Source organism: Thainema salinarum CENA647 (assembly GCF_057732415.1).
In genome coordinates, this window is sequence record NZ_JBYJZJ010000022.1 from 5,677,260 (window position 1) to 5,699,911 (window position 22,652).

General features: G+C 49.8%; 24 protein-coding genes. 11 read left to right on the top strand and 13 right to left on the bottom strand.

Annotated features, from left to right (window positions below):
- Nucleotides 1-57 precede the first annotated feature (57 nt).
- The 3 genes from AC286M_RS31610 to AC286M_RS31620 are packed head-to-tail and all read left to right on the top strand — an operon-like array spanning nt 58 to nt 2,021.
- Nucleotides 58-561 (top strand): MSMEG_0567/Sll0786 family nitrogen starvation N-acetyltransferase, encoded by a 504-nt coding sequence (locus AC286M_RS31610; protein WP_488208181.1) that lies wholly within the window; start codon nt 58-60, stop codon nt 559-561.
- Nucleotides 561-1,535: a sll0787 family AIR synthase-like protein gene (locus AC286M_RS31615; protein WP_488208182.1), complete on the top strand. Its 975-nt coding sequence runs from the start codon at nt 561-563 to the stop codon at nt 1,533-1,535. Before AC286M_RS31610 ends, AC286M_RS31615 begins: the two co-directional genes overlap by 1 nt.
- A 21-nt stretch (nt 1,536-1,556) precedes the next feature.
- On the top strand, nt 1,557-2,021 hold the full coding sequence (locus tag AC286M_RS31620) for an NUDIX domain-containing protein (protein WP_488208183.1): 465 nt from the start codon (nt 1,557-1,559) through the stop codon (nt 2,019-2,021).
- Here the strand turns inward: AC286M_RS31620 and AC286M_RS31625 are convergent.
- The 5 genes from AC286M_RS31625 to AC286M_RS31645 all read right to left on the bottom strand — a co-directional run bounded on the left by AC286M_RS31625 (nt 2,011) and on the right by AC286M_RS31645 (nt 6,497).
- Complete coding sequence (locus AC286M_RS31625; protein WP_488208184.1) at nt 2,011-2,907, bottom strand: CPBP family intramembrane glutamic endopeptidase; 897 nt, start codon at nt 2,905-2,907, stop codon at nt 2,011-2,013. The genes AC286M_RS31620 and AC286M_RS31625 overlap by 11 nt on opposite strands.
- Nucleotides 2,908-3,019: 112 nt before the next feature.
- A complete protein-coding gene (gene clpS, locus AC286M_RS31630) occupies nt 3,020-3,301 on the bottom strand; it encodes an ATP-dependent Clp protease adapter ClpS (RefSeq protein WP_488208185.1) in 282 nt (93 codons plus the stop codon).
- 183 nt (nt 3,302-3,484) lie between these two features.
- The gene (locus AC286M_RS31635; protein WP_488208186.1) at nt 3,485-4,078 is read right to left on the bottom strand and encodes a DUF2808 domain-containing protein; all 594 of its coding nucleotides are present in this window, start codon (nt 4,076-4,078) and stop codon (nt 3,485-3,487) included.
- 67 nt (nt 4,079-4,145) lie between these two features.
- Nucleotides 4,146-5,489, bottom strand: coding sequence for a YcbK family protein (locus AC286M_RS31640; RefSeq protein ID WP_488208187.1), 1,344 nt, complete (start codon nt 5,487-5,489; stop codon nt 4,146-4,148).
- Nucleotides 5,490-5,696: 207 nt separating this feature from the next.
- Nucleotides 5,697-6,497, bottom strand: a complete 801-nt coding sequence (locus AC286M_RS31645; protein ID WP_488208188.1) for a TetR/AcrR family transcriptional regulator — start codon at nt 6,495-6,497, stop codon at nt 5,697-5,699.
- A 401-nt stretch (nt 6,498-6,898) separates the two neighbouring features.
- On the opposite strand from AC286M_RS31645, the gene AC286M_RS31650 reads away from it, so the two are divergent.
- The 3 genes from AC286M_RS31650 to AC286M_RS31660 all read left to right on the top strand — a co-directional run bounded on the left by AC286M_RS31650 (nt 6,899) and on the right by AC286M_RS31660 (nt 8,919).
- Nucleotides 6,899-7,984, top strand: a complete 1,086-nt coding sequence (locus AC286M_RS31650) for a class I SAM-dependent methyltransferase (protein ID WP_488208189.1) — start codon at nt 6,899-6,901, stop codon at nt 7,982-7,984.
- 103 nt (nt 7,985-8,087) lie between these two features.
- Nucleotides 8,088-8,276 (top strand): hypothetical protein, encoded by a 189-nt coding sequence (locus AC286M_RS31655; RefSeq protein WP_488208190.1) that lies wholly within the window; start codon nt 8,088-8,090, stop codon nt 8,274-8,276.
- A 148-nt stretch (nt 8,277-8,424) separates the two neighbouring features.
- Nucleotides 8,425-8,919: a hypothetical protein gene (locus AC286M_RS31660; protein WP_488208191.1), complete on the top strand. Its 495-nt coding sequence runs from the start codon at nt 8,425-8,427 to the stop codon at nt 8,917-8,919.
- Between the two features lie 102 nt (nt 8,920-9,021).
- Here AC286M_RS31660 and AC286M_RS31665 read toward each other — a convergent pair whose 3' ends face one another.
- Nucleotides 9,022-9,765, bottom strand: coding sequence for a YdcF family protein (locus tag AC286M_RS31665; RefSeq protein WP_488208192.1), 744 nt, complete (start codon nt 9,763-9,765; stop codon nt 9,022-9,024).
- Between the two features lie 819 nt (nt 9,766-10,584).
- Between AC286M_RS31665 and ctpB the strand changes: the two genes are divergently transcribed.
- On the top strand, nt 10,585-11,949 hold the full coding sequence (gene ctpB, locus AC286M_RS31670) for a carboxyl-terminal processing protease CtpB (RefSeq protein WP_488208193.1): 1,365 nt from the start codon (nt 10,585-10,587) through the stop codon (nt 11,947-11,949).
- Nucleotides 11,950-12,017: 68 nt separating this feature from the next.
- Here the strand turns inward: ctpB and AC286M_RS31675 are convergent, their stop codons facing one another.
- Both AC286M_RS31675 and AC286M_RS31680 read right to left on the bottom strand, forming a co-directional pair.
- The gene (locus AC286M_RS31675) at nt 12,018-13,004 is read right to left on the bottom strand and encodes a glutathione S-transferase family protein (protein WP_488208194.1); all 987 of its coding nucleotides are present in this window, start codon (nt 13,002-13,004) and stop codon (nt 12,018-12,020) included.
- Nucleotides 13,005-13,095: 91 nt separating this feature from the next.
- Nucleotides 13,096-14,211, bottom strand: coding sequence for an ATP-binding protein (locus AC286M_RS31680; RefSeq protein ID WP_488208195.1), 1,116 nt, complete (start codon nt 14,209-14,211; stop codon nt 13,096-13,098).
- A 211-nt stretch (nt 14,212-14,422) separates the two neighbouring features.
- On the opposite strand from AC286M_RS31680, the gene AC286M_RS31685 reads away from it, so the two are divergent.
- The 4 genes from AC286M_RS31685 to AC286M_RS31700 all read left to right on the top strand — a co-directional run bounded on the left by AC286M_RS31685 (nt 14,423) and on the right by AC286M_RS31700 (nt 19,999).
- Entirely contained in the window at nt 14,423-17,293 is a 2,871-nt protein-coding gene (locus AC286M_RS31685; protein WP_488208196.1) for a cation-translocating P-type ATPase, read from the top strand.
- Nucleotides 17,294-17,329: 36 nt separating this feature from the next.
- Nucleotides 17,330-18,472, top strand: coding sequence for a DNA replication/repair protein RecF (recF, locus tag AC286M_RS31690; RefSeq protein ID WP_488208197.1), 1,143 nt, complete (start codon nt 17,330-17,332; stop codon nt 18,470-18,472).
- A 32-nt stretch (nt 18,473-18,504) separates the two neighbouring features.
- Nucleotides 18,505-19,095, top strand: a complete 591-nt coding sequence (locus AC286M_RS31695) for a Uma2 family endonuclease (RefSeq protein WP_488208198.1) — start codon at nt 18,505-18,507, stop codon at nt 19,093-19,095.
- Nucleotides 19,096-19,243: 148 nt separating this feature from the next.
- Nucleotides 19,244-19,999: a type IV pilin-like G/H family protein gene (locus AC286M_RS31700; protein WP_488208199.1), complete on the top strand. Its 756-nt coding sequence runs from the start codon at nt 19,244-19,246 to the stop codon at nt 19,997-19,999.
- A 98-nt stretch (nt 20,000-20,097) separates the two neighbouring features.
- On the opposite strand, the gene AC286M_RS31705 is transcribed toward AC286M_RS31700, so the two are convergent.
- The 5 genes from AC286M_RS31705 to AC286M_RS31725 form a co-directional block, all read right to left on the bottom strand.
- Nucleotides 20,098-20,967 (bottom strand): hypothetical protein, encoded by an 870-nt coding sequence (locus AC286M_RS31705; RefSeq protein WP_488208200.1) that lies wholly within the window; start codon nt 20,965-20,967, stop codon nt 20,098-20,100.
- A 157-nt stretch (nt 20,968-21,124) separates the two neighbouring features.
- On the bottom strand, nt 21,125-21,403 hold the full coding sequence (locus tag AC286M_RS31710) for a BrnA antitoxin family protein (protein WP_488208201.1): 279 nt from the start codon (nt 21,401-21,403) through the stop codon (nt 21,125-21,127).
- Nucleotides 21,366-21,644 (bottom strand): BrnT family toxin, encoded by a 279-nt coding sequence (locus AC286M_RS31715; protein ID WP_488208202.1) that lies wholly within the window; start codon nt 21,642-21,644, stop codon nt 21,366-21,368. Before AC286M_RS31715 ends, AC286M_RS31710 begins: the two co-directional genes overlap by 38 nt.
- Before the next feature lie 113 nt (nt 21,645-21,757).
- On the bottom strand, nt 21,758-22,093 hold the full coding sequence (locus AC286M_RS31720; RefSeq protein ID WP_488208203.1) for a XisI protein: 336 nt from the start codon (nt 22,091-22,093) through the stop codon (nt 21,758-21,760).
- A complete protein-coding gene (locus AC286M_RS31725) occupies nt 22,081-22,497 on the bottom strand; it encodes an element excision factor XisH family protein (RefSeq protein ID WP_488208204.1) in 417 nt (138 codons plus the stop codon). Before AC286M_RS31725 ends, AC286M_RS31720 begins: the two co-directional genes overlap by 13 nt.
- Between the last annotated feature and the right edge of the window lie 155 nt (nt 22,498-22,652).

Genomic DNA, 22,652 nt, shown 5'->3' on the forward strand with positions numbered 1-22,652 from the left:
AATAACCCGCCCTTACGCAGGTTGGATTGTGTTGGATAACTGCTCAGAATACTACCTATGCGATATCAATTCAAATTAGCGACGACGGTTGACGAAATTAGTGCCTATTTTGACCTGCGGCAGCAGATTTTCTGTGAGGAACAGGGTTTATTCACTGGGCACGATGAGGATGCGATTGATGCCTACGCATATCCAATTGTGGCCGTGGATCAGGAGCAAAACAATCAGGTTGTGGGCGTTGTGCGGATCTACGAAGCGGAGCCGCGATTGTGGTACGGCGGGCGATTGGGCGTTCATGCCGATTATCGGCGCGTGGGCCGCATTGGCAAAGGACTGATTCAAAAAGCCGTGACGACCGCCAATACTTGGGGATGCGATCGCTTTTTGGCGACGGTGCAACTGCAAAACGTACGCTTTTTTCAGCGGCTGCACTGGGATTCGCTGACGGAAATCTCCGTTTGTGAGTTGCCGCACCACCTGATGGAGGCTGATTTACTGCACTATCCGCCCACGGATCAAGTTCGTCCCGTTATTCCACGGGTATCGCGTCAGGTATCTTAATGCTGGCGGAACGGGCGGAGCGACTGCGGCAATCGCTGGGCATTCAGCAGAAGAAAGATATTCAACTGGCGGCGCAAATGCTGGGGCAGCGGGTCGGTCAGGAAGGTGCGATCGCACTGGGTGATGACTGCGCCGCGATTCCCGATGGTGACGGTTATTTGCTGCTAGCCGCAGAAGGCATGTGGCCCGTACTGGTTAACGCGGAACCCTGGTTTGCGGGCTGGTGCGCAGTGTTGGTCAACGTCAGCGATATCTATGCAATGGGTGGGCGACCGCTGGCGGTGGTGGATGCCCTGTGGAGCGAGTCGAATGCTCACAGCAAGCTGATTTGGCAGGGAATGCAGGCGGCCTCCCGTGCGTTTAATGTGCCGATTGTCGGCGGTCATACCAACTGTCAGAGTCCCTATAATGCGCTCTCAGTAGCGATTCTAGGACGGGCGCAGTCGCTGATCACCAGCTTTAACGCTCAACCGGGAGACGCTTTACTGTTGGCGACAGACTTTCGCGGTCAAGCCCATCCCCAGTATCCGTTTTGGGATGCAGCAACCCAGGCCGAACCAGAGCAATTACAGGCTGACTTGTCAATCCTGCCCATGCTGGCAGAATCGGGCTTATGCGATACAGGAAAGGATGTCAGCATGGGCGGCATTGTTGGCACGTTGCTAATGCTGATGGAAGCCTCTGGCTGTGGGGCGGTGCTGGACTTGGAGCAAGTGCCCTGTCCAGCCGGACTCGATCTGGAAAAATGGTTGGTCAGCTTTCCCAGCTATGGCTTTTTGCTGAGTGTGCGATCGCAACACGTTGCCGCTGTGCAGCAGCTTTTTCGGCAACGGGAGCTAATTTGTGAAAGGATTGGAACAGTCACCTGCGATCGCAGCTTGATCCTGAAGCAGCAAACCGAATCCGTTTGCTTTTGGAATATGGCCCAGCAGCCGCTGACCGGATTTACCCAATCTGGATTGACCAACGCCTAGACTATACCCAGCCGCCGAACCATGATCACGATTGACCATACCTGGTATGAACGTCTGCCCAATCTGCCGGAAACCGTATCGGCTGGGGGTGTGATCGTGCGGCTGGCGGGCAACACGCCTTATATTGCTGTGGTGCAAGAGGGCAAGCTGCCCAAGTATGTATTACCCAAAGGTACTGTTGAACCCGGTGAAAGCTTGGAAGTGACTGCCCAGCGGGAAATCGCTGAAGAAGCCGGACTGACTGATTTGACACTGATTACCAAACTAGGCAAACGGCAGCGGCTGGCTTACTCAAAAGACTGCTGGAAAATCACTCACTATTTTCTGTTTACGACCGAGCAAACCCAAGGCAAACCTACCGATACGGAACGTGAATATCACCTGTTTTGGTTTCCGCTCAATGACCTGCCCGACCTCTTCTGGCCGGAGCAAACGGGGCTGATTCACGAAAACCGCGATCGCATTTATCGCTTAATCACGTCCTAATCCTACGCTGTATATATCCTGTAACGCCACAGCGTATAGATGCGGCCATGACTGTCAGCAGCACGACACCCAGTATGCCAGCCAGCGGATTGCCGCCAAACCCCGTCAACCAAGCGGGAACTCGCTCCGTCGGCACAATTAAATCGCTGACATCAACGATGTAATAGCTCCAAACGAGGCCACCGTGTAGACCCATCGGCAAGCTCAGTCGGCCCCCTTGCCTTTGGCCCGACAACTTTGATGATGAGGCCCGTTTGGCCCAAACCAAGGTTAACCCCAGGATGACCAACCCAAAAAACTGCGGCCAAGTGGCTAGAATTGCCTCTAGTGGCCGCAAAAAATGCGCGATCGCAAATATTAGACTACTCGCCCACAGTGCGATCGCAGGTGAATAGTCAGCTTCCAGTTCTGTCAGCAACCAGCCGCGAAACAGCAGTTCTTCTGCAAAGCCAACGGCCAGGCCAACCAGCGCACCTTCCAGAATCCAACGTCCGCTAAACTGGCTCCAATCCAAAGTCGCCCAGCCCAGCAGAACTTGTAAGCCAAATAAGATAGCTAAACCAGGCAGTGCGATCGCAAGACCAATCAGTCCCAACTGCATATCTTGTCGCTGTCGTCGTAAGCCACAGCTCTTGAATGGCGTCGAATCGTCATAGAGATGCCGTCGCCACTGCCAGAGCAGCACCAAAAATTCGATATATAGAATCGACATGGCGGCAATCGAAGCCGCATTGGGATCAATACGATTGCCGATGCCGTAGATGGGAATAGCGAACGGTGCCCAGCAGAGAGCGAGTGTAAGTAGGAATACAAAAATTCGCATCGGAGTCGCCAACCGTGCGATCGCAGATCGACGAGTCAACAGTGAGCGGAAACGCTTAGCCATACCTCATCCGCTCATGAAAGCAAACCATAACGTGCATAAATGAACGTGCATAAATGCAGGTAAACGACAGGCATGGCCTGCCGTCTACCCACTTTGCGGAGGAAATTCCTACTCATTCATCCGGCTCAATGGTGCTGGACAGCCCGTGAGCACAAAGCTGCTCGCTGTAAAACTCTGCATGTTCCTGCGCACAGGTAATCACCAGCGCCACACCGCTATTGTGCGCCTGCATCATAATGCTGACGGCTTGGGGCTGCGTCAAACTCGGCACGGTTTGGATCAGCACCTGCACAACATATTCCATGGGATTGAAGTCATCGTTGTGCAACAGTACGCGATACCGGGGTGCCAGCTTACGAACTGTTGAACGCTTTTCGATGGTTTCAACAGACACGGCAATTCTCTCCTAGTCTTTAGTCTTAAAGGTGGATAAGTGTTAAAAGATTGAAGTAGTGACCGCAAGCCACGGATAATGCAGTCAACCAGCTTGACTGCACGATCGATTCCTTAGCCAGAATAGCGACAAAACTTCAAAAAGATCAATTTGAGTCCTCACAAAATCGAGATTGGATCGAGATTAGTACCAGCCCCAGCGGAATCGATCGCCGCCTCGGTCATAGAAATGCAAGCGCCCGTAGCCCAGAAATTGACCGTAGGCTTTTTCGCCGGACGGATACGCAGTGACGCCAAACAGGTAAACACCACTGCGACGCGGATTTCGCTCGGGTTCCAGCGCAATCGTGACGATATTGCCAGGTGCCACAGGCGGATTAAACGTCAGCGTAACACTTTGCTGCTCTTCGTCAATTGCCACATCCTGAATGGCGATTTCCTGTTCGCGATCGCGCCTTGTGCCCATGAATGCCTCTGCCGATCGCAGATCTTCAATTACATCACCAAATGCGCCGTAGCTGGTTTCCTGAGCAATCATCACCTGCCCCAGCGGTTCCCCAGCGTCCTCAGCGACCTCAAGCGTGAAGTAATAGCGAGGTCGAGAAGCATAAACATCACTCCGTGTTGTGGTTGCTCCCGCTAAACTGGGTGGCCGATTAAAATAAACCGTTCCGTCTGCCATCTGCACAGCAGCCAGCGGATTGATCCCGCTAAGGGCAAATGTTGTGCTGCCAAGTGCGAGTGCGATCGCAGTTTGCCATCGTCCTATCCTGTTCATACCAATATCCTCAACCCGCTTTTTCGGGTTCTGGTACATATATCTCAGGATAACCAATCCGTCCGGACTAAAATCCCCAGACGCGCCTAGGGCCAGTATCCAGATGAACGATATCTGGAATATTGCTGTAAATGCCCACTCCACCGGGCCACCACAGCATCACCGCATTAGCGACCCGACGACCGCTATAGCCGGAAACCTGAATATCTGCCGCTTTGCCGTAGAGATGCTGACTGTATCTGGCCCCTCCCACTGCCGCATTCACCGCTGGCGGACGATACCAGGAATTGATTTGAAACGGTCGGCCAATTTGCTGCCGTGCCTTTTGCAGCTCGCGAGCAAGGCCGATGATATTATTCACAATTGTGGCCGTTTCAGGGATACGCGTGGCATTCATCGTGGCCTCGCCCCAGGTAAAATTGCCGCCAGGAATAATGGGCTGGTCGGTATAAAACGTGCTGGTGTTACCGGGTAGTTTAAACGGAATGCCGCTGTAAGCCGTTCCACCTCCGCCTGTTCCAGCGCTGACCGTCCCGCTACTGCCAGCCGTCACCGCAGCACTCGATGATTTAGGTTGGGGATAGACGACTTTGCCCTGAATTTCAACCTGAGCATGTCCCTCGTAGACATACCAGGTGCTGAGATAGCGAATGTAGTCTTTCTCATACTTCAAAGCAATTTTGATATGACTCTTGAAGCTACCGGCGGCATCTTTATAGGCATAGGAATGCAGCTTCCAGGTCATGCCTTGACTAACGGGATAAACTGCATCCGCTGAAAGCTGGGAAGACTGCAGCGGTTGGCGCTTCAACAGCGTATTTTGGGTTATCCGCAGGACAGGCGTATTGGGATCTTCGGGGGGATAAACAACCGTTCCATCTAGCTCCACATGAGCGTGTTGATCGTAGATGAACCACGTGCTGAGGTCTTTAACGAAATCCTTGGGGTAGCGAATGGCAAACTTAATGTGGCTGCTAAAGTCGCCCCGCGAATCGGCATAGGCATAGGAATGCAGTAAAAAGCTGTCGCCGCTGGCAACAGAATGCTTTTCGCCTTCTGGCAAAACGGAGGATTGCACGGGCCGCTGTTTGAGGATAGTGTCTCGGTTGACGCGCAACACTGCGATCGCTTCTTCGTCTTCTTGGGGATAGACAACTGCGCCGTCAAATTCAACCTGGGCATGGAGCCCGTAAATGAACCAGGTGTTGAAGCCTTTGAAGTCAAGGCCTTTAAAGGCAACTTTAATATGTCCGGCGAAGTCACCATTGATGTCTGCGTAGGCGTAGGAGTGAATTTCGAAGGTTGATCCGGCCGAGACGGGCTGAAGTTCTGCGCTAGTGAGCTGAGATGATTGCTCTGGTCGCAGTTTGAGCAGCGTATTCGCCGTGATCCTCAGTATCTTTTCAACCATAAGAAATCCCCACAAAAATCCCCAGTGTAGACGCTGTGGCTCATTATGCGGATATTTCCCGCGCGTGCAGCGAAAAATAAATATAAATAAGCAATCTATCCCAGTTTCAGGGGATTGTGAGGGATACGTTAGTGCAACTCTCACGACTTAAGAGATTTGCGATAGAGATTTGCGATTTGAGCAATGTGCTGGGGAATTGAGATCGCACTATTCAGCTTGAGCAAACAACAGCTCAATGTAGTTGCGATAGTGGGCGAGCTGTTGGCCAATTTGCTGCGGCTCTTGCAGGACGCGCATCATCACAAATGCCCCCTCAAAGGTGGACACGATGCCATCCGCTAATTCTTGCGGCTGGACGGGCAGCCGGGGCGGAAATTTGGCAATGACTGCGGCAAATTTTTCGCCCAATCGCTGTCGCCACAGGAGAAACGCTTGGGCTGAAATAGTGCGAATTGCCGGATCCAGGTCTTCAAACTGATAGATATAGGACGCAATTAAACAGCCCGCGCCCGGATCAGTGAGCTGTTCGACTTCTTCCTGTAGCAGCCCTAGAAAGATTAGAACTTGCTGAAGCGGATCACGGCTCAGTTTTTCGGCCCGAGTTAGCTGCGCCTCCAGATGAGCGGCATCCTGCTCGGCATAGCGCAGCACAAGTGCCTGGGCCAGTTCAGCCTTGGTTTTGAAGTGATAGAAGAAGGCTCCTTTGGTAATCTCAGCCTGCTGCAGCACCATATCAATTGAGGTGCCCGCCAGTCCATGACCCATGACTAACGCATGAGCCGCATCTAAAATCCGCTCTTTTGTTTTTGCTCCACTCCGTGGCATTCTGTTCTCCACAACTCGTCTAACTGACACTGAAACCAGTTGCCAAACTACCTTCAGCTTATGCAGAAAGCCAGCGCTGCCAGCCTTCCACACAATACTTTGAGAAAAATAGGCTGAGATTTGATTGCCGAATCCCGCATGAAATTGTGCATCATTCTGCATCAACTGCAAAAGCACAGACATATATCTGCAACACAGGCAACACAAGCAACACAGCAGTAGATTCTGCCTCTTTAGCGTTAGCGCTCTGCTTTACATCTGCAAAAACTGTGGCTCATCACTATTTTACAGACCAAATAGTTTGTTTCAAATTTATTGTCTGCTGAGTTGTGGCGATTCGAAATAGAGAAATCAGCTTAGGGCGGTTTGGGTATTGGATTCTAGCTTTTGGGTATTGAGTTCTAAGTTTTAGCCTCAAGAGGCGTTTAGGAGGAAACGGAGCAATCGAAATAAAGCTTAACTGGAAATCATTGACGCTGACTGATGCACTGGCTAACATACAAACTAGTTGGTATAAAAACAAATCACAAACAAATCACGTATCGGCAGTATCAATCCAAAATCGATACAAGGAGCCCCCTCTTATGACTGCGCAACTCACTCATTCAACCTTTGACACATCCAAAGCCGAAGCGTTTGCGGGCAATCTGTTGGCCTTGCTGAACCAAGGTGCGATCGCAACTATGATGTCCATCGGTCATCGCACGCATTTGTTTGATGTGCTGGCGGATTTGCCCCCTGCCACCAGCCAGCACATTGCAAAAGCAGCCGGTTTACAAGAGCGCTATGTGCGAGAGTGGCTAAACGCCATGACGGTCAGCCAAATCGTAGACTATGACCCGGCGGAGCAGACGTATCGTTTGCCCGCTGAACATGCGGCTTTTTTGACCCGTGCGGCTGAGCCAGACAATATGGCGACGTTTTTCCAGCATGTGTCCGGTTTGGCGGCGGTTGAAGATCAGATTGTTGATTGCTTTAGGCAGGGCGGTGGAGTGCCCTACTCTCAGTTCAAACGCTTCCATGAGGTAATGGCCGAAGACAGTGGCCAAACCATCGTAGCGGCGCTAGAAGATCACATTTTGCCGCTGGTGCCGGGGCTAGTGGATCGGCTGATGGCGGGCATTGACGTGCTGGATGTGGGCTGTGGCAGTGGTCGCGCTATGAATAAGCTAGCTCAACTGTTTCCCGCTAGCCGATTCAAGGGATATGACTTCTCGCCAGTTGCGATCGCAACGGCTACGGCGGAAGCTCAGGCGCAGAACTTAACCAATGTGCAGTTTGAGGTAAAAGACACTGCCACGATGAATGAGCTGGAGCAGTATGACCTGATCACCACGTTTGACGCCATTCATGATCAGGCTCGTCCCGATATTGTGCTGAGCAACATTTGTCGGGCTCTACGCAGCGATGGTGTCTACTTGATGCAAGAGATTCGGGCCGCCAGTGAAGTCAGCGGCAACTTGGATCATCCGCTTGCCCCATTCCTCTATACCGTGTCCTGTATGCACTGTATGACCGTATCACTAGCCGAAGGCGGCATGGGATTGGGAACCATGTGGGGCCGCGAACAGGCCGAATCGATGCTCAATGCTGCCGGATTTCAGCAGATTGATCGCCAGGAATTGCCGCACGACATCATGAATGACTACTACATCATCCGCAAACAGTAATGCGTGACTCGCAGTAACTAACCGTACAGTGATGAACCGCGATGAGCCATATACATAACCATCACGGTTCATCCTGCCAAGATCATTCACCAGGAAAAGCATCATGTGCCAACTCTGTAATTTAGTTGCGATCGCAAATCGGCGAACCCAACCGGATTCGCAACCTCAAACACTTTCGAGCTGGGGTTCTCTGGCTCTTCAATCAACATCATCTTTAGCTGTCAAGACTCCCACAGCGTCATCATCTGCTGCTGCATCAGTTGGTTTACCAACTCATTCTTTGGCTGTTTAATTAACCGAATTTGACTAAAAAAGCTGAGTGATTTTTGTAGAAGTCAAGCTATGCCTGGCTTCTACAAAAATAAATCTGTTGATTGTGCTGATTCTTAAATAAACTTAAACTGTAGAGACAAGTCTATCTATTAGCCGAAACAAGAGTAATGACTGGATTTATCAAGGGCCTTTTCAATCGCAAGAAGTCAGACGATCAGCCGGAAGCTCCCAAACCCAAGGCCCAAAAGCCTCCCAAGCCTAAGCAGGAAAAGCCTCCTAAACCTCAAAAGGAAGAAAAAGCATTTTTCCTTGATCCGGATGACGCTAAAACGTTTGGCGACATCGACTACATGCGGACAGCCAAAACCATCAAGCGCACATTCCCGAAAACCAAGAGTAATCCTAACTCCAGTAAACCTCGGATTGAGCAGGTGTCGGCAATGGGCAGCTCAAAAGTCTCGGATGCCTATGCACCCGACTATATGAAAGCCACTCCCGCCAAGGGTTCAGTCGTCAATTCGTCCACGCCTGATTACATGCAGGCAACTCCTTATCAGACCGATGAGGGCATCAAGTCAGATCGCACCTCCATAGATGAGCGTCGCCGCTCAGATACCAACATGGAAATGTTCCGTAATATGGCCAAGGACATGAAGCGCTAGGCTGTTAGGCTCAATGCAAGTCTATGTGCAAAACTGAGGACGCAAATTTTGCAGGCATGGCCACACGCGGTCATGCCTGCGTTTTGGATGCAAGATACCAATCTAGTTGTCTAGTCCTGCTTGTCGTTCGCACTGAACATCTTGGCTGTCCCAATTACTGACATCAACCTGTGACAGTGGGAGCACATCATCGCACTGAGCCTGATAAAACAAACTCGCAATCGCCCAAAATCCACCCCGACTTACATCCAAGATCGTTTTCCACCACGCTTCCTGATTGCCAGGCACCCCCATCTCTTCTACTAAGTTAGGCGTTACCCAGATACCGTGGCTGCTGAGCATTACTCGGGCTAGCCACAGTGCCCGTGGTAAATGGGTAGGAGATGTCACGAGCTGAACGTGACGAACGCCCCACGACTGAAGAATCGGTAGACCAAAGTAAAAATTGCCAAAGGTTGAATCTGCACATTGCTCCAGCCAAACTCGATGCACAGGGGTTTGATCGCGCTCAAAAATTTTGCGGATACAGGGTGGCTCAGACCCTTTAGAAATCAAAATGGGTAACTCAGGGTGCAGAGTGCTGAGTTCCGCAGCGTAAATCTCTCGGCGAATACTCCCACCGAGTACCAAGATGCCATCGGTCGGCTGCATCGCCGCTTGTGCCAGTGCGATCGCACTGACAATCAACCAGCCCACGCCGATCAACACCAGTCCCTGCCCGACCCGTCGCATCACGGGTCGATGCAGCAGTTGATTGAAAAGCCGATTGAAAGCCTGATTGCGAAACTGGAGAACTTGCTGAAAAAACTGGTGGATCAATTGGATCAATGTGCGATCGCGCCTCATCTTCAATCGTTAATCTCGAAATTTGTATGCCGAATATCAATTCTTTTGTAGGCAGATCAGGCAGATTCAGTGCATCTGCGGTTTTCAATCGGTCAAATACTTTGGCAACATAGCACCAATATTAATGGCATCTTCTCACCAAGATTTTGATTGCGTGAACTTTTACAACGGCTTACCCGAGTTCACACTGTTCTTTCACGAGATCCGCTAGATTAGTTGGCAATCGGCTGACTAGTCTTTCACTCGGAGAGACCTTTCACTCTGAGATATAGTGAAGTCAGCATCTACCTTCTGATCAACTGAGTTAAATTTAAGCAGCCTCATCCCTACCCAGAACTCCAGTTCGCTATCAATAAGTTAGGGTTTAGCTGCATATAGTTTAGACTTATGTCATTATTCCCGTTGAGTGTGTGGCTCTGTTATAACTCTCTCAAGCCGAAGGGGACACCAATTGAACTGGCACAGCTTATGGAACCCAGTTCAGCTAAGCTGGCTAACTTAGTAGCGAATATATAGTGAGTACGTGCCGATATCCGGCATCGTTTTACTGTAGTTATTCCTATTGGGTTGTTTGTACAGGAGGCTTACCGGATGGCGCTTGCTCCAGCTAGCCCAAATCTGTTGCCAGCAAAAAGGTTAGGTGTTTCGAATTTAAGCTTCTGGTTCAATCAAACTGGCTACTGCTTAGGAGCGTGAATGTGACAGAGCTTTGTGATAGAGCTTTAAAGCTGAAACCACTAGCCTTCTCTCCTTCACACTCTTCAACGAGTTGAGTTGATCGTCCGATCTTATTTTTTTGTCTACGCTACTGCCATATCTATGAACCGATCCCGCCGCTCCCGTTTACCTCGCCTGTTTTTAGCTGGAAGCGTTGTTGCCACCTCAACGCTACTGTCGATTTTGTCGCCAGCCCTGAGCCCATCGGTTAATGCCGCTCTACAGGACAGCCCAAAAGTTGTTATCGACGAAGCTTGGCAAATCGTTAATCGAGAATATGTTGATGAGACCTTTAATCAGCAAGATTGGATCGCAGTTCGTCAAGAGTTACTAAGCCGCAACTACGGCAGCCAAGAAGAAGCGTATGAAGCCCTCCGGGAAGCATTGGAAGCCCTGGATGATCCCTACACTCGCTTCATGGATCCAGAACAGTATCAGCAGTTGACGGCTCAAACATCGGGTGAGCTGTCGGGTATTGGTATTCGCTTAAAGCTAGACCGCCCGACCCAAACGCTGATTGTAGAAGAAGCGTTAGAAGGCTCACCCGCTATACAGGCTGGAGTTCGGACTGGCGATCGCGTGTTAGCGATTGATGGGCAGTCCACAGAAGGCATGAGCGTTGAGCAAGCGTCGGAGCTAATTCGCGGCGAAGTAGGTACAGAAGTTTCCCTACAGGTTTCCCGAAATGGCCTGCATGAGCAGACAATTGCGATTGTTCGCGATTTGATTCAAGTTCCTACCGTTCATTACGCGCTGAAGCAAGAATCCGCCAACAACGTCGGCTATATTCGTCTAAATGAATTTAGTGCCCATGCTGCCGAGCAGATGCAGCATGCTATCCAAACCCTGAAGCAGCAAGGCGCAGAAGGATTTGTGCTGGACTTGCGTGGGAATCCGGGTGGGCTGCTCCGCTCCAGTATTGAGATTAGCCGCATGTGGCTCCAGGATGGCGCAATCGTCAAGACTGTTGACCGTGAGGGCGACAGCGAAGAAATTAAGGCTGATGGTTCCGCACTAACCAACCTGCCGCTCGCGGTTTTAGTCGATGGCGATTCGGCTAGCTCCAGCGAAATCCTGACGGGCGCACTGCAGGATAACGGTCGAGCCACGATTGTTGGCAGTCGCACCTTCGGGAAAGCGCTTGTCCAGTCGGTTCATTCGCTCTCTGATGGTTCTGGGCTGGCGGTCACGGTAGCGCACTACTATACGCCCAACGGCACCGATATCAGTCAGCATGGGATTGATCCCGACATTGAGGTTGATCTGACGGGTACTGAGCGACGGCTTTTGGCCTCACAACCAACCTTGATTGGTTCGTCTGATGCCGATCCTCAGTATCGGCAGGCTATTTCAGCCCTGAGTTCCACGATTGTGGCCAATCGGCAAAATGCGGCTCCCAGTGTGCCAGCAATTACGCCGCGCTTGGCTGAGTTAGGTAGCGTCGGCACAAATAGCGAACGATACTAGCTTCTTCTCTTAATCTCAATAAAAAAAGGCCAGCGATGCTGGCCTTTTTTTATTGAGATAAGACTGACTTAAACCGTTGCGATCGCAAATTTTTCGCCTCGGTTATGGGGCTGATCAAAATCGATGATCGGGCCTTTGGGGACGATACCGTAGGGATTCACGTTGGGATGGCTGGTGTAGTAGTGAGTCTTGATGTGATCTAGATTGCAGGTCTGCTTAACGTCTGGATGCTGATACAAGTCCCGCAGGTAGTTCCACAGGTTGGGATACTCGGCAATGCGGCGCAGATTGCACTTGAAGTGAACGTAGTAAACGGCATCAAACCGAAATAGGGTTGTGAACATGCAGATGTCAGCCTCAGTCATCTGGTCGCCGCAAAGGTAGCGCTGCTTGCTCAACACCTCTTCCCAATGATCGAGCGCTTCAAACAGATCCGTCACCGCTTCCTCGTAAGCCGCTTGTTTAGTAGCGAATCCGGCCCGATAAACCCCATTATTAATCGGTTGGTAAATGGCATCCATCACTTCATCCACTTGCGGCTGAAGCTTGGCGGGACAGAAGTTAACTGAAGAATTATTTGCGATCGCATTGCATTCGTGGTCAAACATGCGAATGATGTCGCGGGATTCGTTGTTAACGATCGTTTGGGTCTGCTTATCCCACAGCACAGGTACCGTGACCCGTCCAGTAAAGTCGGGTTCAGCTTTTACATAAATATCGCACAGAAACTGAGTGTGATTCACGGTATCCGGAACCGCACCAGGATAGTCATCGCTGAAGAACCAGCCGTCATCGCCCATATGGGGATGCACAATCGACAGACCAATGGCATCTTCCAATCCTTTTAGCGATCGCATGATTAACGTGCGGTGCGCCCAGGGACAGGCCAGTGAAACGTACAGGTGATAGCGTCCCGCTTCGGCTGGATAACCGCTGCTACCATCGGCAGTAAAGCGATCGCGGAATGTCGTCGATGGCCGCACGAACTTACCGTCTTTATCTTCTTGGTCACGGCTGGTTTTCCATTCACCGTCCACTAACATGCCCAGACCCATTTATTCCTCCCTTATTTGCACAAAAATCAAGATAAATCTTTCTATTGTGTGACTAGGAGGCTTGTAGCCCAGTCTCCTAGTCACACATAAATTAAGCCAACCGCTGTCGTAACCACAGCGCAAACAGCGGTAGGGCAATCCGATAGCCCTGCTGAGGGCCATACAAAAGTCCTTTTTGCTCCAGGCTAGCAAGTGCTCCCTGTAGGCCGCCTCCTCTAGAAAGCTGATGTTTTTGCGTGTAGTCACGGCTATGGGGGCTATCTGTGGGATCAATGGCTAAGCTTTCCAGCACTCGAATTTGACTAGGCGGCAGCAGCAAAATCAGCGATTCAAACGTTGGTGCCAGGTCTTCAATTAGGGAATGAATACTGCGATGCACCTGATGGGCTTGAATATACAGCCCAGCATGTTCTTGATTCCAATCCGGCTCCAAGGCGCGACAGTCTAGCCAAATGCGGCGGGCAATTGCGATCGCATCTCCTAAATGTCCCTGCACCGAATCGAGAAAGAACTGGAGGGCGGCTCCGCTGGGTTCAAATTTCAATCCTTCGGCTGCCATTGCTGACTGAATCCACTCCCCAAGGATCTGGTCAGACAGGGGGTCTAGCGACATGATGTGAAAATTGGGCTGTGTGGCCCAATTTTCGGCAACAGTGGTCAAAATGGCATAGCTAACGTGGCTCTGCTGCTGAATTTCTTGGCGCAAATAGGTTTCCCACTGCTGAGATCGATCCCACGAACGAATATGAGGAAAATTCTCTAATACAATCACGAAGCGATAACTGAACCGTTCAGCTAACTGTTGAGGCAGAGCCAGAAATGATTGCAGCTCCGTCCAGCCCTGCTGGGGGGCCAGGTGCCAGCGGAGTCGAAATCGGCCTGCTGGTAATTTTTCTAACGTGACGGGTTGATTCAGGCTCCAGCGCTGAATGAGGCTGATCTCCTCGGGTGTGGTCAGCACGGCCAGTAAACCATCGGACAAAAGCTGCAAAAATCGCGCCTGATTGGTTGCTCGCAGACAATCGATGGTGATTACCTTCGCGCCAATCTTCTGCGCGGCGAGATGAATCAGAGTTTGGCGTCCGCTACCCGGCACGCCTGTCATCAACAGGTCTCCATCGGCTTGCAGGATCGTCTGAATGGTGTGCAATTCAGTTTGACGTCCAATGAGCTGATAAGGATGAGGTTCAAACGGATTGGCAACCATTGATTCCAAAAATCCAGATATCTAAATGATTTGAAAATGAATGATTTAAAGGTGATCCAAAACAGGGATGTTAATTTACCTGAAGCGAACGCTGATCCCCATAATTCGATTTAATTCATACTATTTAATAGTGCCACCGTATTATAGCTGGCACTATGATTAAGTACTAGACGATTTTTCGTGATCCCCACTCGTATCGATATAGGGCTGTATGACTCTTAATTCTCTGGCTTCGTCTTCTCCTGCTACTGTTAAGTCGCCTTGGCACACCATTGAGCCAGAGAAAGCGCTGGCCCAGTTAGAGAGCAATGCGCAATCAGGTCTATCTGCGGATCAGGTGCGCGATCGCATTCAGCATTACGGATTGAATGAGCTGGAAGAAACAGGTGGCCGCAGCAACTGGCAGATTTTGCTCGATCAGTTCACCAACATCATGCTGCTGATGCTGATTGCGGTGGCCGTTGTGTCGGCAGTGCTGGATTTACGGGATGGATCGGTACCGAAAGATGCGATCGCAATTTTTCTGATCGTGATCCTGAACGGCGTTTTGGGCTATTTTCAGGAGAGCCGAGCTGAGCAAGCGCTGGCAGCCCTGAAGCAAATGGCATCGCCGCTGGTGCGGTTAGTGCGAAACGGTCGGGTGATTGAGGTGGCGGCCAAGGAAATTGTGCCCGGTGATATTTTGCTGCTGGAGGCCGGAGTTCAGATCGCTGCCGATGGCCGAATCTTGGAAGAAGCGAATCTTCAGGTGCGAGAGTCGGCTCTGACTGGGGAAGCCCAGGCAGTGAGCAAAGATGCACCCATCGTTCTGCCAGCAGAAACAGCGCTTGGTGATCGGATTAACCTAGTTTTTCAAGGCACAGAGGTCGTTCAAGGTCGCGCCAAAGTTTTGGTTACGAATACTGGCATGTCCACCGAACTGGGCCGCATCGCCTCTATGATTCAGTCAGTGGAGTCTGAGCCGACTCCCCTACAAGAGCGAATGACGCAGCTCGGCAACGTGTTGGTCAGTGGTTCGTTGGCCTTAGTGGCACTGGTCGTGATCGGTGGTGTCCTAGCGGCAGGCTGGTCAGCCTTCGAAGATTTGCTGGAAGTCTCACTCAGTATGGCGGTGGCCGTTGTGCCAGAGGGCCTACCCGCTGTTATCACCGTAACGCTGGCTCTGGGAACGCAGCGGATGGTGCGACGCCATGCCCTGATCCGGAAACTGCCAGCGGTGGAAACACTCGGTTCAGTGACAACGATTTGTTCAGACAAAACAGGCACACTGACCCAAAACAAAATGGTGGTGCAAACGGTGGTCACCGCTCAGCACACTGTCCAGGTGAGTGGAGAGGGCTATGAACCCGTTGGCGAATTCCGCCAGCAGGACAGCACCGTTGATATTCAAAATCAGCGCGAGGTGCAGCTTTTGCTGCTCTGTGGACTGATTTGTAATGATTCCGTCTTGCAGAAAGAGCAGGGTGAATGGGCCATTCTGGGCGATCCCACCGAAGGAGCATTGGTCGTTTTAGCTGGAAAGTCTGATCTGAACCAGCCACACTGGTCTAATTTACTCGCTCGCCAGGTAGAATTTCCCTTCACCTCCGAACGGAAACGGATGAGCATTGTTGTGGCCGCTCAAGAGACAGATTTGACGCCGCAAACACCGATTGAGCGACTGGTGCGATCGCAACTGGGTCACGACTGGTCAGACTACCTGATGTTCAGTAAGGGATCGCCGGAACTGCTGCTGGAGCGCTGCACTCAAATTCAGCAGGATGATCACATCGATCCGTTGACCGATGAGTTGCGATCGCAGATTCTCTCCCAAAACGAATCTCTCGCCAGCCACGGTCTCCGAGTCTTGGGCTTTGCCTATCGTCTGCTAGATTACGTCCCTGATGAAGAATCGAGCGAAACCGCTGAGCAAAACATGGTGTGGCTCGGTTTAGTCGGCATGTTAGACGCGCCCCGACCGGAAGTGCGGCTGGCTGTAGCTCGCTGTCGGCAAGCTGGCATTCGACCCGTCATGATCACCGGAGATCATCAGCTTACCGCTCAGGCTCTAGCCGAAGATTTAGGCATCATCCGTGCTGGAGAACGCACCATCAGCGGTCAAGAGCTAGAACATCTATCGGTAGATGACTTGGCAACTGTGGTTCGGGACGTAGGCGTTTATGCTCGTGTCGCCCCTGAACATAAGCTGCGGATTGTGCAAGCGCTTCAGCAGCAGCACCACATTGTGGCGATGACAGGCGATGGCGTAAATGATGCACCCGCGCTGAAGCAAGCTGATATCGGCATTGCAATGGGCATTACGGGCACTGACGTGAGTAAGGAAGCCAGCGACATGGTGCTGCTGGACGATAACTTTGCTACCATCGTCGCCGCCACGGAAGAGGGACGAGTAGTTTACGGCAATATTCGCCGCTTTGTGAAATACATCCTGGGTTCGAACATTGGTGAAGTGCTGACAATCGCGGCCTCGCCTATTCTGATCCCAATCGGTGTGGGTGGCGTACCGCTGACGCCACTGCAAATTCTGTGGATGAATCTAGTAACGGATGGATTCCCCGCCTTGGCACTGGCCGTGGAACCGCCAGAACCGGATGTTATGAATCGTCCACCCCACAGTCCGCACGAAAGTATCTTTGCGCGGGGTCTGGGTTCTTACATGGTGCGAATCGGGATTATCTTTGCCATCATCACAATCATTCTGATGCGCTGGTCATACACATATACGCATGATGTGCAAAGCGATATCTTATCGCCGGAACGCTGGAAAACGATGGTGTTTACCACACTCTGTGTGGCCCAGATGGGACATGCGATCGCAGTTCGTTCCAGTACTCGCCTAACGATTGAGATGAATCCGTTCTCCAATCCGTTTGTGCTGATTTCGGTGGTGATCACCACGATTTTGCAACTGATGCTGATTTATGTGGAACCGCTACGGAACTTCTTCGGCACCCATTTGCTCAGTCCCACGGAACTGCTGATTTGCTTCGGTTTCAGTACGCTGATGTTTGTTTGGGTTGAGCTAGAAAAAATTGTGATTCGGATTTATAAGCGATGGAAGGGCGTTGGCACGGCAGAATAGGGAGGGTGATGCCGCGTCTTCCACACTTTCGTTTACATGTATCTGAAAACTCTGCATCTGCGCCAGTTTCGTAATTATCCCGATCAGCGGGTGGATTTTCACGCGCCGAAGACGATTTTGGTGGGAGATAACGCCCAAGGTAAGTCCAACCTACTAGAAGCGGTTGAGCTGCTGGCGACCCTAAAATCGCATAGGGTATCCCGCGATCGCGATTTGGTTATGGATGGCTACGATGCTGGCCAAATCAGCGCTGTGGCCGATCGCGACATTGGCGTGATGGATATGACGCTGACAGTACGCAGCAGCGGTCGCCGCACGGCGGTGCTGAACCAGGAAACGCTGCGGCGGCAGATTGATTTTCTGGGAACGCTGAATGCCGTTCAGTTTTCCAGCCTGGATATGGACTTGGTGCGGGGTGGCCCCAGTCAGCGGCGCGACTGGCTGGACACACTCTTGATGCAGCTTGAACCGCTCTACGCCTATATCTTGCAGCAGTACAACCAAGTTCTGCGCCAGCGCAACGCCATCCTGCGCCAGCAGCGACGAGCCGAGGAGGAAGGCTCTACCCCACCCTCACTTGATCCAACCCAACTGGCGATCTGGGATGCTCAACTGGCAACGACCGGAACGCGAGTAATCCGCCGCCGCCTGCGCGTATTGGAACGACTCACCCCCATTGCCCAAGACTGGCACCAAGCGATCAGCAACAGCACAGAAGAACTGCAAATCGGCTATCTGCCGAGCGTACCGTTTGCCGATGAAGAGCAGTCGGTGGTGCAGCAAGCCTTTCTGGATAAGATTGGCCAACGTGCGATCGCAGAACGACATCAAGGCACAACCCTTGTCGGCCCCCACCGCGACGAGGTGGAGTTCACGATTAATGAAACGCCTGCCCGCCAGTATGGTTCGCAGGGACAGCAGCGGACGCTGGTGCTGGCGCTGAAGCTGGCTGAGCTGAAGCTAATTGAGGAAGTCGTGGGTGAACCGCCGCTGTTATTGCTAGATGATGTATTGGCAGAGTTGGATCTGCATCGCCAAGATCAACTTTTAGACGCGATTGAAGATCATTTTCAAACGCTGATTACAACAACGCATTTAGGCTCGTTTGATGCCCAATGGCTTAAATCCTCGCAAATTCTCTCCGTAAAAGCTGGAGAGATTATTGTGCCAGATAGTTAAACCCCTACTGGCGCTCGATACAATGAAAACCAATGTGCGAATTGGGATGGTTGCTCATGGTCAAGCTGCCGACAACTGCACTGACGCTGACAGAGTTTCTAGAACTGCCGGAAACTAAACCTGCCAGCGAGTATATCAATGGCCAAATTGTTCAGAAACCAATGCCCCAAGGTCAACATAGCCGCATTCAGCAGAAGCTCACGAACTCGATTAATGCGGTGACGGAGGATGAACGGGTTGCCTTGGCGCTGCCGGAGTTGCGTTGTACGTTTGGCGGGCGCTCAATTGTGCCAGATATTGCGGTGTTTGCCTGGGATCGACTACCAATCGATGAAAATGGCTTGATTGCCAATCAATTCAACGTGGCTCCCAACTGGATGATTGAAATTCTCAGTCCAGATCAGTCGGCAACTCGTGTGGCGAGTAATATTCTGCACTGTTTGCAGCATGAAGCGGAGATGGGCTGGCTGATTAATCCGGCGGAGCAGTTAGTGTTGGTGTATGAGTCGGGACAGTTGGCAGTTGCACTGGAGTTGACAGATAAGGTTGTGCCAGTACCCAAGTTAGCGCAGGGATTGCAGTGGACGGTAGCGCAGATGTTTGGCTGGTTGCGGTTATGGTGACTTTTCAAATAGATAACATGAAAGCTGCTGCCTGCTTCTACTATCTGAAGATCATTAATTAGCGATAGAATCCTGCATGATGTTATACCCTTTCACATAATGGGAATCATATCCTCAGTTGACTTGAGGATATGTTATGAAGCATCTTATGACATCAGCTACGATTGTTTGCCTAACGATGGTTAACGGTTGCAGTTTTATAAAGAATTCCGACTCACTTACAGGGAAAAAGTATCAACACCTAGAAAGTAATGTCTTAGGTATTGAACTAGCTGTAGGTATTGAATTTGTAGATGAAGATAATTTGATAGTCAAAATTCGCGGTTCTCGTGACTCATTAGAGATTCCAGGAAAATATGAAATTATTGAAGATAGTTCAGAGTTAGACTTGTATTTTGAAGATGAACAGTGGGAAGAGGCAGAGGAAGGTGGTTTTATTCGAATATCTAGGAATGAAAACTCTATCCTGTTTACTCTTGATCCTGATACTTACGCCTTACAACAGGTTGATAGTCTCACTGTAGATAGTGTTCCTATTGTAGGAGCATTAGTGGCTCTTCAATCTGAAGCAAAAACTTATGTTGGCTCAATGAATCGTGCCCAACAAGCAATTTATCTAGATGAGTCCAGATTTGCTTCAACAATGGAAGATCTGCAACAAGGAATTCCAGAAGAAACTGAATACTATTCCTATCGTGTTGAATCTAGCGACCTGCTAGCTATGAGTGCTGCTATCTCAAAAGAACCAGAATTAAATAGTTACTTAAGCATAACCGCTAAAAACAGAAATCGATTAGAATCAGTCATGTGTGAAGTTGATGGAATTCTTAATCCTCTTCCAAATTTGTCGTCTATTCAATTAAACAACGGCAGTCTTGAATGTCCTATTGGTGAAGAGATGTAATGCGTGTTGTGCAATAGTGAATCTACTTTTTGCCGATAAGGTTGTGAAAAATCTATGGTGACCCAAAACCTCACGAAAAATTCTACTGAATCAGGCACTCAATTATATAGTAATTCAGCCCGCGTAAAGCTCAAAGGCAAATTCATACGAGCTCTACGCTCTAAAGAGTATTCAATGACTAAACTATCTGCTTCAGGTACTTCCAAAGGAACTGAGATAAGTTGCTGGTTTGTCCCATAGATACATTGACCTGACCAAATTGGTTTCCCGTCAGCAGAAATCTCTACTTGATACGTTAAATCTACATCTCCACTTGATATATCTTCAATTCCAAATTGAAGTAAAATCCCTGATTGCTGGCCATTTAGCTTAAAGGCAACTCTTTCAACCGTTGTACCATATGGATTCACCGTGAAAATCGGCCTATAAATTCTCCCCAGTATAAGTATCTCTGAATTGCTAAAATCGGCATTTCCTGATACCAACAGATCACGAGTAAATAGATCTGCGCCTTCAAATTCTTCTAACTTTGCAGGCTCAACATTAAATCCTTGTTCTGGGAAAAAACCAGGTAGCTCTTCATTTTGATATTCTGGGTCTTCAGCTCTAATTATTACATCACGCCCAGCAGTAATAATCCCAACGCTTGTCCCTAAAGAAATATCTTCACCGTTGATAGGATTGTTTGTTTCACTTATGGGGCTACCATTACCTTCTGTTTCTTGTGTTCCATCCCCAATATCAACTTCATTCTCATTCCCTTCTATCGATGGACTACCATCTCCTGTTGTCGCGACATTTAGACCATTATCCCCACTAGAAATGACAATAGAGGACTTGCTAACTCTGACATATAAATATGCAAGTCCTCCAGCAATACCTGCTGTGAGTAAAGATCCAATAATTAAACCAACTACAAATACAGTAAGAAATAAACGACCTTTACGACGCGCCTTTGGATCATCCATTTTTATCAGTGTGACAGCCTTCGGGCAATATTATGGCTTATGAAATTTGATAATGCTTGTATTGTTAGCGTTTGTTCACTCAACAGCATTATAAGACAGTGCTACGGGCTGTCGATGAATTCTGGTGCAACGACGTGACGGTATTAGATCGTATGTCTCATATAGTCGATTGTTCCCCTTCATGTTCAATATAGCGGCGCAAAACCGAATTGATTAAAACACTGTAATCCTTATCCTGAGCCTGAAACCACTTCAGAATATCCGGATCAATTTTGACCAGCCGTTGCGCTTGCGGTGCAGGAATTCGCAACGTCGCATTTTCAAAGAATTTTTCCGTCAACGGTGGAATGTCAGAATAGTCAATTCTTTCATCATCCATCGACTCCAATGCTTCCCAATTAGTACGAGAGATATTGTTCAAATCTTTGTCGTTCATATCGATTTGCCCGTCGTGCTGAAATAATCCGAATTACTTCGTTTCGTCGCTCTGTCCAAACAACAACCGCTACGCCATTTCCCAGAAACCCAATCCCAAACCAGCGGTCTTCACCATAGTCAAATCGAGTATCTAGCTCAGTTAGCATTGGGCCATCAAACATTTCAGGGACATCAGCGAAATCAATCTCATGCTTGCGAATATTTTCTAAATTCTTCGCTTCATCCCACTCAAACTCCATGCAACTCCAGCCACACCCATCAAGCTAAATCAATTATTACCTGTCTGATTTTAGTGCGATCGCACTTTTCCAGTGGGTGTAGATGCGATATGGAAACTTGCGATCGCAGTTCACTATGCGATCGCATATCCCGTATGCTCACGTATATATGGTGGATGAAATGCCAGCACAATCTTGTCTTTCGGAATCCCCTCAGCCACGAGATCTTCCGTAATGCTGCCTTCTATACCGTCATAGTGAATCCAAATTTTGCTATCTCGGATTTCCGCATGAACCACCATGCCGTGAATCCGACGATGCTCCTGCCAGCCCTCATGCATCAGCATAAAGTGGTTGCCATCCCGACTCACTAACACATAGGTTTGAACGTTTTCATAGGGATAAGGCAACTCAGCATAGTGTTGAAGAATCTGCTCTAGAATTTCTCGCCATTGATTTAGGGTTTCCATTGCACAATTTCCTCAGTAGTCGGATTAAATACAATTAGCCGAAAACCAGGTTCCTCCAGCAAGAGCTGTCCAGCCTCTTCTGCAAATAAGGTTTGAAAAACAGTTTCATTCACAGCTAGATATAAAAGACGCTCCGGCTCTTGTTTTTGTAGGGTCCTAGCGTATAGGAAAAACTGCCCCCAAGCATTTTCCAAATCACTAATCGGCGAAGGACTGAGAAAACTTTTCACCTCTACAGCTATTTTCTCTAAACCCCGTTCCGCTGCAATCAGCTTTTCCGCACCCAGATCAACAAACACTGAACGCAAACCAATCGTCAAAATCAGCGGATCAGCCGTAATCGTCCAACCCTCTTTCTCAAGAGCATGACGAACGGCATCGTGAAAAAGGTCTTTAGCAGGCATACTTTTTTAGCTAGCCCTGTTCATCCACTGTTGCCGTCGTTTCAATTGCTTTCATTCAATCACCATCCACATAGGCGCGATCGCAGATCTTGCCTGAATTATAGCTTTCCTAAAAAGTGAGATCGCACTCTGACCGTTGCCAGAGATGCATTAAA

Excerpts from the sequence above, each read along its gene's own strand:
- AC286M_RS31610 (WP_488208181.1), top strand. The coding sequence starts at position 58 with ATGCGATATCAATTCAAATTAGCGACGACGGTTGACGAAATTAGTGCC.
- ctpB (WP_488208193.1), top strand. The coding sequence starts at position 10,585 with ATGAACCGATCCCGCCGCTCCCGTTTACCTCGCCTGTTTTTAGCTGGA.
- AC286M_RS31680 (WP_488208195.1), bottom strand. The coding sequence starts at position 14,211 with ATGGTTGCCAATCCGTTTGAACCTCATCCTTATCAGCTCATTGGACGT.
- AC286M_RS31720 (WP_488208203.1), bottom strand. The coding sequence starts at position 22,093 with ATGGAAACCCTAAATCAATGGCGAGAAATTCTAGAGCAGATTCTTCAA.
- AC286M_RS31650 (WP_488208189.1), top strand. The coding sequence starts at position 6,899 with ATGACTGCGCAACTCACTCATTCAACCTTTGACACATCCAAAGCCGAA.
- AC286M_RS31620 (WP_488208183.1), top strand. The coding sequence starts at position 1,557 with ATGATCACGATTGACCATACCTGGTATGAACGTCTGCCCAATCTGCCG.
- AC286M_RS31695 (WP_488208198.1), top strand. The coding sequence starts at position 18,505 with ATGTGCGAATTGGGATGGTTGCTCATGGTCAAGCTGCCGACAACTGCA.
- recF (WP_488208197.1), top strand. The coding sequence starts at position 17,330 with ATGTATCTGAAAACTCTGCATCTGCGCCAGTTTCGTAATTATCCCGAT.
- AC286M_RS31640 (WP_488208187.1), bottom strand. The coding sequence starts at position 5,489 with ATGGTTGAAAAGATACTGAGGATCACGGCGAATACGCTGCTCAAACTG.
- AC286M_RS31665 (WP_488208192.1), bottom strand. The coding sequence starts at position 9,765 with ATGAGGCGCGATCGCACATTGATCCAATTGATCCACCAGTTTTTTCAG.
- AC286M_RS31710 (WP_488208201.1), bottom strand. The coding sequence starts at position 21,403 with ATGAACGACAAAGATTTGAACAATATCTCTCGTACTAATTGGGAAGCA.
- AC286M_RS31660 (WP_488208191.1), top strand. The coding sequence starts at position 8,425 with ATGACTGGATTTATCAAGGGCCTTTTCAATCGCAAGAAGTCAGACGAT.
- AC286M_RS31645 (WP_488208188.1), bottom strand. The coding sequence starts at position 6,497 with ATGTCTGTGCTTTTGCAGTTGATGCAGAATGATGCACAATTTCATGCG.
- AC286M_RS31700 (WP_488208199.1), top strand. The coding sequence starts at position 19,244 with ATGACATCAGCTACGATTGTTTGCCTAACGATGGTTAACGGTTGCAGT.
- AC286M_RS31715 (WP_488208202.1), bottom strand. The coding sequence starts at position 21,644 with ATGGAGTTTGAGTGGGATGAAGCGAAGAATTTAGAAAATATTCGCAAG.
- AC286M_RS31615 (WP_488208182.1), top strand. The coding sequence starts at position 561 with ATGCTGGCGGAACGGGCGGAGCGACTGCGGCAATCGCTGGGCATTCAG.
- AC286M_RS31685 (WP_488208196.1), top strand. The coding sequence starts at position 14,423 with ATGACTCTTAATTCTCTGGCTTCGTCTTCTCCTGCTACTGTTAAGTCG.
- AC286M_RS31725 (WP_488208204.1), bottom strand. The coding sequence starts at position 22,497 with ATGCCTGCTAAAGACCTTTTTCACGATGCCGTTCGTCATGCTCTTGAG.
- AC286M_RS31705 (WP_488208200.1), bottom strand. The coding sequence starts at position 20,967 with ATGGATGATCCAAAGGCGCGTCGTAAAGGTCGTTTATTTCTTACTGTA.
- AC286M_RS31625 (WP_488208184.1), bottom strand. The coding sequence starts at position 2,907 with ATGGCTAAGCGTTTCCGCTCACTGTTGACTCGTCGATCTGCGATCGCA.
- AC286M_RS31655 (WP_488208190.1), top strand. The coding sequence starts at position 8,088 with ATGTGCCAACTCTGTAATTTAGTTGCGATCGCAAATCGGCGAACCCAA.
- AC286M_RS31635 (WP_488208186.1), bottom strand. The coding sequence starts at position 4,078 with ATGAACAGGATAGGACGATGGCAAACTGCGATCGCACTCGCACTTGGC.
- AC286M_RS31675 (WP_488208194.1), bottom strand. The coding sequence starts at position 13,004 with ATGGGTCTGGGCATGTTAGTGGACGGTGAATGGAAAACCAGCCGTGAC.